The 12,591-nt window shown below is 40.4% G+C and carries 11 protein-coding genes; 6 read left to right on the forward strand and 5 right to left on the reverse strand.

Going from position 1 to position 12,591, the window contains the following annotated elements; genetic code table 11:
* Window positions 1–64: 64 nt before the first annotated feature.
* Complete coding sequence (locus AFM12_RS18000) at window positions 65–3,343, forward strand: ATP-binding protein (protein ID WP_055151348.1); 3,279 nt, start codon at window positions 65–67, stop codon at window positions 3,341–3,343.
* Between the two features lie 111 nt (window positions 3,344–3,454).
* Entirely contained in the window at window positions 3,455–4,561 is a 1,107-nt protein-coding gene (locus AFM12_RS18005) for a DUF2911 domain-containing protein (protein ID WP_055151352.1), read from the forward strand.
* A 186-nt stretch (window positions 4,562–4,747) separates the two neighbouring features.
* On the opposite strand, the gene AFM12_RS18010 is transcribed toward AFM12_RS18005, so the two are convergent.
* Entirely contained in the window at window positions 4,748–5,962 is a 1,215-nt protein-coding gene (locus tag AFM12_RS18010) for an MFS transporter (protein WP_229308531.1), read from the reverse strand.
* A gap of 98 nt (window positions 5,963–6,060) precedes the next feature.
* Between AFM12_RS18010 and AFM12_RS18015 the strand changes: the two genes are divergently transcribed.
* From AFM12_RS18015 to trhA, 3 genes are read left to right on the forward strand one after another with little or no spacing between them, the layout of a single operon-like run.
* Window positions 6,061–6,939 (forward strand): pirin family protein, encoded by an 879-nt coding sequence (locus AFM12_RS18015; protein WP_055151358.1) that lies wholly within the window; start codon window positions 6,061–6,063, stop codon window positions 6,937–6,939.
* Window positions 6,939–7,223: a GNAT family N-acetyltransferase gene (locus tag AFM12_RS18020; protein ID WP_055151361.1), complete on the forward strand. Its 285-nt coding sequence runs from the start codon at window positions 6,939–6,941 to the stop codon at window positions 7,221–7,223. Before AFM12_RS18015 ends, AFM12_RS18020 begins: the two co-directional genes overlap by 1 nt.
* Window positions 7,220–7,873 (forward strand): PAQR family membrane homeostasis protein TrhA, encoded by a 654-nt coding sequence (gene trhA, locus AFM12_RS18025; protein WP_055151364.1) that lies wholly within the window; start codon window positions 7,220–7,222, stop codon window positions 7,871–7,873. Before AFM12_RS18020 ends, trhA begins: the two co-directional genes overlap by 4 nt.
* Here the strand turns inward: trhA and AFM12_RS18030 are convergent.
* Window positions 7,870–8,295 (reverse strand): hypothetical protein, encoded by a 426-nt coding sequence (locus AFM12_RS18030; RefSeq protein WP_055151367.1) that lies wholly within the window; start codon window positions 8,293–8,295, stop codon window positions 7,870–7,872. The genes trhA and AFM12_RS18030 overlap by 4 nt on opposite strands.
* Window positions 8,288–8,926, reverse strand: coding sequence for a hypothetical protein (locus AFM12_RS18035; RefSeq protein WP_131458468.1), 639 nt, complete (start codon window positions 8,924–8,926; stop codon window positions 8,288–8,290). Before AFM12_RS18035 ends, AFM12_RS18030 begins: the two co-directional genes overlap by 8 nt.
* A gap of 192 nt (window positions 8,927–9,118) precedes the next feature.
* Here AFM12_RS18035 and AFM12_RS18040 point away from each other — a divergent pair, with 192 nt between their 5' ends.
* The gene (locus tag AFM12_RS18040) at window positions 9,119–9,958 is read left to right on the forward strand and encodes a penicillin-binding transpeptidase domain-containing protein (protein ID WP_055151373.1); all 840 of its coding nucleotides are present in this window, start codon (window positions 9,119–9,121) and stop codon (window positions 9,956–9,958) included.
* Here AFM12_RS18040 and AFM12_RS18045 read toward each other — a convergent pair.
* The gene (locus AFM12_RS18045) at window positions 9,949–11,103 is read right to left on the reverse strand and encodes an acetyltransferase domain-containing protein (RefSeq protein WP_055151376.1); all 1,155 of its coding nucleotides are present in this window, start codon (window positions 11,101–11,103) and stop codon (window positions 9,949–9,951) included. The genes AFM12_RS18040 and AFM12_RS18045 overlap by 10 nt on opposite strands.
* Window positions 11,104–11,352: 249 nt before the next feature.
* Complete coding sequence (locus tag AFM12_RS18050) at window positions 11,353–12,291, reverse strand: nuclear transport factor 2-like protein (protein WP_131458470.1); 939 nt, start codon at window positions 12,289–12,291, stop codon at window positions 11,353–11,355.
* Between the last annotated feature and the right edge of the window lie 300 nt (window positions 12,292–12,591).

A 12,591-nucleotide genomic window follows, 5' to 3' on the forward strand; every position in this document is an offset into this window, starting at 1 on the left:
ACCAAACAGATGCATAAAAAACCACAACATTTAATAAATTGCATTACTCCAAATAACCATTCGTTTGACCACTATTTTAAAGAACAGCATTCTTTTTGTCTGCTTTTTAATTCCTCAATGGCTTTTGGCACAAGAATCTTTTGAGGTAAACACCAGATCTGATCGTTGGGTGCAGCACCCTTATTTTGGTTACCATTTTCAGGAATTAGGCAGACCTTCTCAAATACTCACAAACCATGGGTCTGAGCTTACGGCCTCAGATGCGTATACTGCTCTCAGTCAAAAGCTTTTGCCGGTGTCTGACAAAGTAATTCCCGAGGCCTCCTTTTGGTTTATCGTGTATGTTGATTCTTTAGAGTCGTCCGGTGTTTTGCTCTCTTTTGGAATGGAGCAGGAAACGTCTTGGGAAAAAATTGAAATTTTTGACGCTCAGACACTTCTATCGGTAGCAAAAGGTGGAAAAGGGTCCTCATTAAAAGACAAAACCTTCAAAACCAATGCTGATGTTTTTCGTCTGAAGGCGGGGTTCTCTTACCTCGTTCATTTAAAAAATCAGATTCCATCTGAGGACAAATCGTTGTCAGGTTTGAATATTTATGTCTTCCGGGAAAAAGATTATTTTGATTTTCTGAACTACACATTTCCGGAAAGTTACTTTAGGGCCGGTGGTTACCTTTATGATTTCAACCTCATCAAGCGATCTGTGCAAGTTTATTGCGACAGTAGTGGTATGGCCACCTTACCCGAGGTTCAAGCTCAGTGGAATCAGCTCTCTTTTTCCAGCTATAACCTTCGCCCAAACCCGGAAGCCACCTATTGGATGCGGTTTACCATTGACTCTTCAGAGAAAAGTCGAGAGTATCTAATGGGCTTGAATAGTGGAAGTTTCTGGAATTTTGATTCAGCAGAAGTCTATGTACCGGGAGAAAATGATGAGTATCTGAGCTATTCCCTGGGAGGAAAAGTAGCCGCTCAAAATAAACCCTTCGGAGTTTGGCATGATGTATTTCCTGTTCAAATGGAAAAAGGAGAACAAAAAACCATTTATATCAGACTGAAAGGATTCAATAAGTTCTTTATTCCTGATTTTCAGGTTTCACACCTCAATCCATCAAGCTTTTGGAAAGTCACCTCCTGGGTTAAATTCATCTTCGGCTTTTTTATCGGGCTTATACTTGTTCAGTTTCTCTATTATTTCATTCGGTATTTTCTGGAGAAAGAACCACTCCATCTTTATTTCTCTCTTTTTGTATTAGGTGTGGGCTTATGGATTAGCTTTTTCAGTACAGACCTTCAGTTTACACCACTGCCACGCTTTACTGAATGGAACATCCCACTAGCTAGTATAGGCATGAGTCTGGCTATTATCTTCATATATGCCTACCAATACACCTTTTTGTCTCTGGGCCAGTACCGGTTCCCGTTCAAAAAAGTGTTCTGGTTTCTTGCGATAGTGAATTCGATGATCTGTTTTAACTATGCGGTTCATTTCCAATCCTTTGCCAGTGTTTACCCGTTACGGTCAAGCTATCTTCAACTGATTATTCTTAGCCTGCTACTCAATTATGTCTTTGTAACGGCTGTTGGGGTCTACAGTATCTTAAAGAAAAATGTTTTTGGAAGAGCCTTTACTCTGGCCTTCGTTCCATTATTGCTAGGAATTATCATTCGATTTGTCCTGGCTCTGGTGTTGATTTTACAAGGCGGAACCTATAATCAGTTTTTGCTTTATCTTCTTATTTACGGACAATATGCCCTCATGGCCGGAATTGCCTTTGCTTTGGTAATGATGGCCATAAACACCGCCGTGCGATTCAATACTTTAAAAATAGAGAAAATTCAGGCTGAGAAACTGCGGGAAATCAGTGAGTTTAAATCCCGGTTTTATACAAATATCACCCATGAATTTCGTACACCATTGACTGTTATTTTAGGCTTATCTGAGGCTATTGATAATGAAAAAGAGAAGAAAATAATTACCCGAAATGGTAAAAAGCTCCTGAAGCTGGTGAATCAACTGCTTGATATGTCGAAAATCGAATCGGGCTCTTTACCTGTGCATTGGGTGCAAGGCGATTTTGTAAAATATGTGTCTTACCTCGTCAATACACATCTTTCATTGGTCGAACAAAAAGGGATTCGGCTCCAACTCATCAAAGAAGTGCATGAAATTTTCATGGATTATGACGAAGATAAAACGGATAAAATCATTTCCAATCTACTTAGCAATGCAGTAAAGTTTACTCCCGAAATGGGTACTGTGACTTGTAAGATAGCCATGAAAAATAATAGGGTACGTCTGGAGGTTATCGATACCGGAAGTGGAATTAGCAGGCAGGAGGCAGAGCATATTTTTGAACGATTTTATCAATCCGAAAAACAAGCCTCTGCAGACCAGGAAGGATCTGGGATTGGCCTTTCACTGGTCAAAGAGTTAACTGAACTTTTGGGCGGCACCATTAATGTGGAAAGTAAACCGGGCCAGGGGGCTTGCTTTATCTTAGAATTACCTGTTCATAGGTATGAAAAGGTCGGAAATGAAACTTCTTTTCTACCGCAGGAGCAATCAGAGGAAAGTCGTAAAGATCCGGAAAGTGCTTTGGTTCCGGGAAAAGAAACTATACTTCTTGTGGAAGATAACCAAGATGTTCTCGCACTCCTGATTGACCTTTTGCCCGAGAGTTATCAGAAAATTACGGCCAAAGACGGAAAAGCCGGGCTTCAGTTGGCTGAAGAAATTATCCCTGACCTGATTATTACTGACGTAATGATGCCTGAAATGGATGGTTATCAACTTTGTAAAGCCTTGAAATCAAACCCAATTACAGACCATATTCCCGTCATTATGCTGACGGCTCGTTCTGGACGGGATTCTAAAATCTCCGGACTGGAAACCGGGGCTGATGCTTTCCTCGGTAAGCCCTTCGATAAAGAGGAATTGCTTCTTACCATTAGAAATATGGTGGCTCTTCAGCAAAAACTTCAGAATAAATTTAAAGAAGACCTTAACGAAAAAAGAGAAGCTATTCCTCCGTTCCTCAAAAAAGTAAACAGTATCATTTTTGAACATTTGGCGGATGAAGACTTCTCCGCCGAATTATTGTGCGACAAGCTTCATTTAAGCCGATCACAGGTTTACCGCAAAATAAAGGCTCTATCTGGTCTTACCATTCAGTTGTATATCCGCTCTGTACGTTTAGCAGAAGCAAGGAGAAAGCTAAAGGAGGAAGATAAGACCGTTGCACAAGTCGCTTATGAATGTGGCTGGACCGACCCCAGCTATTTTACGAGAGTTTTCTCAGAAGTTTATCAGGATCATCCGTCTGACCTCAAAAATACTTGATTTCATCTGTTTGCAACATGACTACTGAGAATTGCAACATGAGTCTTAGCCTGACTCAGGGCTAATTTCTGAGCTTTGTTTCATATTTCTAATCCGTTAATAATCAGATATATGAAAACTAAAATTACAAGAGCATTTCTAATCCTCGCCCTTTTTGGGTTTGGCATTTCCGCCGCCTTCTCTCAGATCTGGTACTTACCAGACAACGTTCAGCCCGCTAAAGTGGCTCAGACAGTAGGTGTAACCGAAATCATGATTTCTTATTCCCGCCCGGCCGTTAACAAACGAACTGTTTGGGGAGATCTTGTCCCTTTCGGACTAATGAATAATCCCTTTCCCGAAGGAGAAAAAAGACCATGGGTAGCCGGTGGTAATGAAGCCACAAGCATCAGCTTTTCTGATGATGTAAAAATTGAAGGGAAAAACCTTGCTGCCGGAACGTACGGATTGTACATGATCATTCATGAAGACCAGAAAGCCACAGTCATTTTCAATAAGAATCACACGGCATGGGATACTTTTTTCTACGATGAATCTCAGGATGTTCTACGTGTTGAGGTAACCACTAAAAAGGTGGAACACAAAGAATTTTTGACTTATGAATTTATTGATCTGGACAGAACAAGTACAACAGCTGCTTTATCATGGTCAGATAAACTTATTCCCTTTAAAATTGAGGTAGATGTCGATGCTGTCGTCATGGCGAAAATTGAGGAGGAATTGAAAACTGTCCGCGGCTTCTCCAGAGAAACATGGGAAGATGCCGCCTGGTATGCAAGTTTGAGAGCTGGTAATCATGACAAGGCGTTGGAGTGGATTGAGGTTCCTATATCAGGTAACAGAAGATTTGCTAAGAAAACATTCCGTTCTCTTTTCCTCAAAAGTAGAATTCTGGAGGCCAAAGGTGACAGCACCAAAGCTTTGGCCGTCATAGAGGAGATCATTCCTATCGCTGATAATTCTGAACTAAATCAGCTGGGATACGAAATGTTAAGAAGGGGAGATACAGCGAAGGCTGTGGAGATTTTTGAATTAAACGCCAATAAACACCCGGATGATCCAAATGTGCATGATAGCCTTGGAGAGGGCTACATGAATAACGGTCAAAAAGAGAAGGCCATTAAAAGCTTTAAAAAATCTTTATCTATGAATCCACCGGATAATGTAAAAGAGAATTCTATTAAACTCCTTAAAGAGTTAGGAGTTGATATGAAATGATTTTTCTCCATTTTATAGCCCTGAAGGGCTGATCACCAGTTGGTCAGCCCTTTTTTGTAAGCGAATTAATCTCAGATGTTAAAACCGCGAAAGATGAGATTAACACCATTGAACATTTAAAGTTTTCGGTAAGTATGGTTTTAGCCGATGATGGAATTTCAATTGATGTTAAGCTTCTAAAATTCTTCATTCCAAATAATCCAAATCCTTATGAAAAGTCTCCGGCAGCTTATAGTTCGCGTAGATGGCGATAGCAAAACAGGTGATACCAGTGATTAGGGCCGCCTGAATAATGCTTAAGGAAGAAAATGAGCCTAGGAAGCCATACAACATGCTGATGGGAATGGCCATTCCCCGCACAAAATTCGGGATGGTGGTGGCCACCGTGGCCCGGATGTTTGTGCCAAACTGCTCGGCTCCCATGGTAATCATGACTATCCAGTAGCCAGTGGAAATTCCCATTAGAATACAAACAATGTAGAAAGTGGTGGAGCTTTGATTATGGAGATTCAGATAAATGATTGAAATCAAAAGACTCAGTATTTGAAATATACCAATAGCCTTTTTCCGGCTCTTAAGTTTTTGACTCACTACACCACAAAGGACATCTCCGCATGCCAGGCCTGTATAAATAAAGGCCACGGCCCTCCCTGTCGTAATTTCTCCTTGGATATTCAGTTCGGTGGCAAGTGAGGGAGCCATTTGCATTAAAATAGTCACCACAAAAAAGACAGGAATGCCAACCAGCAAGCTAAGAATATAGGTGTTTCTACTTTTTGGAATTCTGATCAATTTCCAAATATTACCCCGCTCGTGTTTTTGGTCGGCTTTGGCATGTAGGAACATTTCAGATTCAAACGTACCGATTCGCATCAATAGCAATAAAATGCCGAGTCCACCTCCAACAAAGAATGCTGTTCGCCAGTAAAGTGTATCGCCAATGAGGCCGGCCACTACTGCTCCCAGCACGCCCGTGGCTGCCAAAATGGAAGTACCGTATCCACGAATTTTCTGAGGCATAGTTTCGGCCACGATGGTGACACCTACGCCCAGCTCACCGGCAAGGCCTACACCCGCCAGAAAACGTAGGGCTGTATACGAGTAAATGTCATTGATAAATCCATTGATAATATTACAAACCGAGTACAGTAAAATTGACCCGAAAAGCACCGAGAGTCTACCTTTTTTATCGCCTAAAATCCCGAAGAAAATGCCCCCAAGTAAAAGACCGACCATCTGAACATCAAAAAGAAAGAGCCGCATATTATCAAGTGTTTGGCCGGAATAGCCCATTTCTGCCAGGCTGCTTTTGCCAATCACCACAAACAGAATAAGGTCAAACGTATCTACAAAGTAGCCCAGAGAGGCCACCAGAAGTAAGAGCAGGGTTGATTTTTTCAAAAGGTCAAGGGTTATTGAAGCTCTAAAGATACCGAAGAAATTGTACCGAACAGAAATTCATGGCAATCTGTTCTATACCCATAACATTTCATCAAGCCATGTCAAACACCGACCTGATCATCCCACAAAGAAGCCGCGATATCGGTGATTTTTTGGTGGGTCGTTTCATCCCTTTTATTCACAAAAAAATGGTGGGACCGTTCTCATTCATTGACCACATGGGTCCCGTTGACGTGAAACCTGATCGGCCTTTTGATGTAGATCAGCATCCGCATTGTGGGCTTTCAACTTTGACGTATCTACTGGATGGTGAAATCATGCATCGTGACAGCATTGGTACAGTACAACGAATTAAACAGGGCTCAGTGAACTGGATGACGGCCGGAAAAGGTGTGACACACACCGAGCGAAGCCCTGATGACCTTCGGGGAAAAAGCTACAAAATGAATGGTTTTCAGATCTGGGTGGCCCTGCCAAAAGAGCTTGAAGAAATGGAGCCTTCTTTTCATCATATTCCGGCAGAAGACTTACCCACATGGGAAGATGGTGGTGCCAGTTTCAAACTGATTGCTGGTGAAGGGTTCGGTAAAATATCGCCCGTACCGGTGCATTCAGAGCTTTTTATGATGGAGATTTCAACTACTGAAGATTACTTACTTGAAATCAATGGACAGTTGAAAGGTGAGATCGGCATTTTGATTGAAACCGGAAGCATTACAGCTTGTGGCAATACTGTAGACGCTGGAAATATGTTGATTTCAAAAACCGATGATGCGTGTAACCTTCAAATTGTCGGCGGCAGCCGAATCATGCTTTTTGGTGGTCCTCCCTTTCCTGAAAGGCGGTATATTGACTGGAATTTTGTCTCAAGCAGCAAGGAAAAATTGGAAGAGGCCGTAGAAAGATGGAATAATCGGGAATTCCCGGAAGTGCCGGGCGACAGCACCTATGTACCTCACCCAAAAAACAAAAGCTAATGGAAGTTCAACTAGAACAAAACGAAAAGAAGGGGAAAGCCTTTATAGATAAAGATGGAAAAACGCTGGCTGAAATGACTTTCAGCATGGCCGGTACAAAACAACTGATCATTGACCATACTGAAGTTTCAGATGAGCTGCGTGGTATGGGTGCCGGGCGACAACTTTTGCAAAAAATTGTGGATATGGCCCGGGAAGAGTCTTTGAAAATTATTCCGCTTTGCCCATATGCTAAAAGTGTTTTTGATAAAGATGACTCTATCCAAGACGTGCTTCGCCAATGATACACAAGGAAGTGCCTGAAGAGCTCAAACCTCTTATCAAGAGTATCCCCGAAGAAATCGCAAACATGGTCTCACATGGTTTGGGTGTACTTTTCTTTTTGGTAGGTATCCCCTTGCTCCTAATTAGGGTTCAGGAAGATGCTTGGCTGTTGCTCGGCTCGGCTATATTTAGCATATCTCTTCTGATGGTTTATTTTTCATCTACCATTTACCACAGCGTTTACAGACTATATTTGAAACGTCGCCTTAGGGTTTTTGATCATATCAGTATCTATTTCCTTATTGCGGGGAGTTTTACCCCGTTTATTCTGGCTCATATACAGACTACTTTGGGCTGGAGTTTGCTCGGCACTATCTGGCTTATGGTGTTAATTGGAGGTGTGTTTAAGTATTTCTTCACCCATAGATTCAATGTGGTTTCTACGCTTGCCTACGTAGGGATGGGCGGTTTGGCGGTGTTTATTATCACTCCCTTGAGAGAAAATTTAAGTGATCAAAGCCTCTTGTGGCTGGCCACAGGTGGTATTTCTTACCTGATAGGAGTACCTTTTTACCTCTGGAAAAACCTGAAATTCAATCACCTTATCTGGCATATTTTTGTGCTCGGTGGGAGCATTTCACATTTTATGGCTGTGTGGTTTTTGGTTTAATTCCGGGCTTTTTTAAGCAACTCAAATTTGATCAAATAGAGCACCACAAACACCGGAAACAAGGCCATCAATACCCCAAAAATGGCATAGCCAAACACCAGAACATAGGCAATGACTGCTAAAATCAAACTGTATTTAAGAGCAAACTCAAAAGCCGCCAGCCTCTTCTCACGGGCCTCCTCACGGAAAGTATTGAAAACCAACAGAGCCAAACCCGCGGTTAACAGCAAAAACCCAATTTCATCGATGGCATTGGTTTGTACCATTTGCACAAATCTGTTCTCATTGTAGGTGCTGGCCAGAGCAAAAACCGGGATTTGGAGAAAGGCCGGTTTATGACCACTCAAATAAAGTAGGATTAAAGCTCCTCCGACAACCATCAGCGTAAAAGCGGCCAATCTTATTTTTAAAGTATCAGACATCGTTTTTGCTGAAAAATCTTACCTCTTTCTCACTTCCGTCTTCGAAATAGACTTTGAAGCCCACTATCCCAAATTTATGATTCAAGAGATATTCAAGTTTACTGACACCAATCAAAGGCCTGCCTGTTTCCACTACTTTGATCACCTTAATATTCCAAAAGGCATATTGATATTCGTCTTCTGTTGACTTGTAATCAATAGTACGTGTGTACTTCTTGCCACCCACCTTTATGGAGTACTCATCACCTACCTTCCCGTCATATTTTACTAATGTATAGTTGCCTTCATCATACACGTTTTGAATTCCCTCATCGGTAATTCTGTATTTCTTACTCACAGTAGCGGTATTACCATTCCAATTCAACTCGGCGACCGACTTGGCCATGTTTAAAATCTGAGGATCAGTGATAGTAATAGAGGCTTTAACTGTGCTGATTCCATCGGTGAACTCCGTTACCTCTCCGCTGAAGTCGGCTACCCCTGCAATGGAACCCAATGAAAAAGTATTTCCTACCTCTCCCATCGGCGACGGTTCACCGCCCAGTTTCCCATCTGGGCTAACCTTATCAACCAATTCGCAAGAACTAAGGCTTAAAAAAGCCATACTTAATAGGAGACTTATCTTTTTCATCGTTCTCATTTTTTTATGAAATTAAAGTAGGTTGATCATCAACAAAAAAAACATGATGGAGGCTGTCCTTTTTTCTGTTTTTGAGCAGGTTTAATTATTGTGTAGAAAAGAAAACGTAGGACAATTTCAGAACAATTGAATTGATCAGTTCAGCGGGTCAGTGAAAGAGCTTATCTTCCCTTAAAAAATAAGATGAATCAATACAAAATTTATTTAATTCTTACCATTTCTGAATTGTTATTTTCATGTGGCGATACCAATCAAAGTATTGATCATAACAAATCAAGTCCGACTCGAAATGAATCTGGAGAAATTCAAAGTTTTCTGGACTCTGCTAAAGTAGAAGGAGCTGTATTGCTTTTTAGCCAAAGTAAAAACGAGTTTTTCTGCAATGATTTTGATTGGGCTGAAACTGGTTTTCTTCCTGCTTCCACTTTCAAAATTGCCAACTCCATTCAGGCCCTGGAAAACGGAATTGTAGAGAACGACAGCACCATGTTCTACTGGGATGGCCAGCCGAGATACCTCAAATCATGGGAAGAAGATTTAACCTTTCATCAGGCTTTTCAACGCTCCTGCGTGCCTTGCTATCAGGAGATTGCCCGCGAAACCGGAGTGGAAAGAATGCGGCAAACTTTAGAAAAAATTGGTTACCCTGGGATGGTTTTTGACAGTTCTACTATTGACAATTTCTGGCTGGAAGGCGATTCAAGAATCTCTCAATTTCAGCAAATTGAATTTCTCAAACGACTGGTCAATAAAGAGCTTCCTGTAAGTCAAAAAACGGTTGACATTATGTCAAAAATCATGCTGATTGATCAAAACGAAGACTACGATTTCTACGGCAAAACCGGCTGGGCTCAACCAAATGACTCTACTAATATTGGTTGGTTTGTTGGTTATGCTGTAACACCGAAAGATACGCTTTATATGGCCACCAATATTCAGCCTACGCCAGCATTTAACATGAATGACTTTGGGAAGATAAGGATGTTAGTCACTATTAAAGCATTAGAAGGACTTTACAAATAACTTAACCACCATTTCTCCCGATTATTCATTTTATAATTATCATACCATCGGCATAGAGGATAGAGTACAAGTATGATACCTATCCAAACCATGTAAACCACAGGTAAACCAAATCCGTAATTACCGAGTTGTATCTCAATTGTATTTTGAATCATCATCTCCCATCCAAAGCCAGTGAGTTCAGCAGCTATAGATGCCAAAATTCTGATCAAATAAATATGAACCACATAATAAAAGAATGGTACCCGGCCGAAAACAGAGAAGAAATTCGATAACCTTCCTTTCCAGTTTTCTGAATTAGCCAGGAAAAGGATACTTACACCAAGAGTAGCTAACAAAAAAAGAAGAGAGGGCGGATATTTAGTTAAATTAAAGAAAGACATAACAGTTTGCATTTTTGTTTCGTAAATCTCCCATGGCAGAACCTCGCCATAAATGTTTAAGAAACGAATAATAATGAACGCAATAAGTGCCGCTAGACCAATGCGGTTGAAAAGCCTTTTTCTTTGAGGAGCCGTCCAATCTTTGTTGTAAAACTGCCCAAAATAATATCCTAGAGCCATGACTCCTATCCAGGGCAAAATAGGATAAATCACCGTAATCTGCCTGTTTGTTCCAATTGAAAAAGTACTAAACTCATGGAGTGCCGCCCAAAGAAAATTGCCTTCAAAGTGAATTTGATCAAGCAGGTTATGACCTCCTATAAGAACGAGCGATACAATTAAGATTGCCCGCCTTGGAAGGTGTATTATACCGGCTAGGGCAATCATACTCATTCCTAAAGACCAAATTACCATTAAGAAGATATGAGAATAATGTATGTCAAATGTCCAGGCAAATCCTATGACAGTAATCTCAAGAAAGACGAGCCACAGGCCTCTTTTAAACAAAAAAGAGCTGAGAGTCCATTTCTTTTTTCTTTTACCCACAAAAAAGGCCGAAGTGCCCGCTAAAAAACAGAAAGTGGGAGCACAGAAATGGGTAATCCATCTTGTGAGATATAGCGGTAAGTTTGGATGAGAAGGGTCAGTGAGGCTTAAAATATTGGATGACTGGTGAAAATAATCACGGGTATGGTCTAAAGCCATAATTACCATTATTAAACCCTTCAGCAAGTCTATTGACTCAATTCTATTGGTTTTCATGTACTTAAATTTGTAATCTAAATGGTACAAAAGTGTCCTGATTTTAAAAAAAGCAAGAATATCTCATTATGAACTTATTGACTACCGATTCGTTTTGCCAAACGAAGGTTTTGTTGATTTTGATTTTGGGATAAAACAAAGAAAGCTAGGTCACAAAGCATTTACAAATCAGATATAACTTAGAAAAAGAAGTCCCTTAAAAACGAAACAGGCTCTGATAAAATCAGAGCCTGTTTATTTAAAAACTTATTAATTGAATAGCGTTCCGTTATAGTAGGCTATGATATTGACTATTTTACCCTCATCATCTACATTATGTTGAAAATGCATGGGCACCTTTATGTCTTTTTTGTCAGACTTTCTGGTCACATGTAAATTCCACCAGGAATACAAAACTCCGGAATCTCCCATTTCATAATGCATATAATCCGGATAGCCCACCTGCTCCATTCCGTGAACCTCATAGCCTTCAAAAAGCCCCTCTAATTTTTCTCTGTTTTGTTCCATCGTATACACCTTAAAGTCAGGGTTATTGATGTCATTAAATGAAGCTTTGGGATGAAAGAAGGAGTAATATTTATCAAGGTCATTATGCTCAAAAGCAGCCATTATCAGCCGGAGGGTATTGATGTGTTCATGTTCATTATAAATAGTCCCATTCTTTCTGGTTGAGAAAGCTGCCCGTACATCGCTCCCAAATTCAGGATTCATATAATTCATCACTCTCCTTATTTTGTTTCCTTTGGTTAGTGTGAAAGAACGATGCAATAACATATCGGCTTTAACACCGGTCTTTTTATGAACACCTTTTAAAATGTCCCAGCTTTCTACAGTAACTGCATTATTATCACTGGGGTCTTTAGCATATTCAAAGGCATCTGGATAAGAACCCCTCATGGTTTCTATGGAGTAATAGTCGAGGTTTTCTTTCCAGAACATGGCATTTCGTAAATACGCTGCTTTATCTGTGCCTTTGGTGTAAGGTGAGGCTGTCACTGCATTGAAGGCCCTGAAGTCATCAGTCATTAGGCTTTTCATGGCTGTAGTGTCACCATTCACCATTGCTTTTGTAAAGTCTGCCACAACGTTAATTGCCGGGTGTTCAATGTAAATTTTCCCATTTTCTTTTTTCTGGCCGAAGACCATTGCAGAAGAGAACATCAATAGAATTGCTATTATTTTTTTCATGATTTTTGTCTGTTTTTTGAGTGCTGACTCCGCACGGTTTTTGGGTTATTAATTGTCTTAGTTTTCACTGAAGCACGGCTTTAGAATAATTGAATCTGACATTCAAACTATTTGTCAGAACAAGAATGTCAGCTTATGTGGTAGTAGAGAATATTGAAAAATATTTTTCGAAAGATTATTTCGAAAACCAGATTTAGCAACTATTGAAAATGATGTTACTGCGTAGAAGTGACTTATAGCCAGATTAGTAACATCAATCTACTTTAAATCTATGTCATAGCCAAATTAATTTATTGAGTG

This window comes from Jiulongibacter sediminis (assembly GCF_001306455.1).
Classification (GTDB): Bacteria; Bacteroidota; Bacteroidia; order Cytophagales; family Spirosomataceae; genus Jiulongibacter; species Jiulongibacter sediminis.

Coding starts and splice junctions, on each gene's coding strand:
- AFM12_RS18045 (WP_055151376.1), bottom strand. CDS start 11,103: ATGAAAACCAATAGAATTGAGTCAATAGACTTGCTGAAGGGTTTAATA.
- trhA (WP_055151364.1), top strand. CDS start 7,220: ATGATACACAAGGAAGTGCCTGAAGAGCTCAAACCTCTTATCAAGAGT.
- AFM12_RS18020 (WP_055151361.1), top strand. CDS start 6,939: ATGGAAGTTCAACTAGAACAAAACGAAAAGAAGGGGAAAGCCTTTATA.
- AFM12_RS18030 (WP_055151367.1), bottom strand. CDS start 8,295: ATGTCTGATACTTTAAAAATAAGATTGGCCGCTTTTACGCTGATGGTT.
- AFM12_RS18050 (WP_131458470.1), bottom strand. CDS start 12,291: ATGAAAAAAATAATAGCAATTCTATTGATGTTCTCTTCTGCAATGGTC.
- AFM12_RS18015 (WP_055151358.1), top strand. CDS start 6,061: ATGTCAAACACCGACCTGATCATCCCACAAAGAAGCCGCGATATCGGT.
- AFM12_RS18040 (WP_055151373.1), top strand. CDS start 9,119: ATGAATCAATACAAAATTTATTTAATTCTTACCATTTCTGAATTGTTA.
- AFM12_RS18035 (WP_131458468.1), bottom strand. CDS start 8,926: ATGAAAAAGATAAGTCTCCTATTAAGTATGGCTTTTTTAAGCCTTAGT.
- AFM12_RS18005 (WP_055151352.1), top strand. CDS start 3,455: ATGAAAACTAAAATTACAAGAGCATTTCTAATCCTCGCCCTTTTTGGG.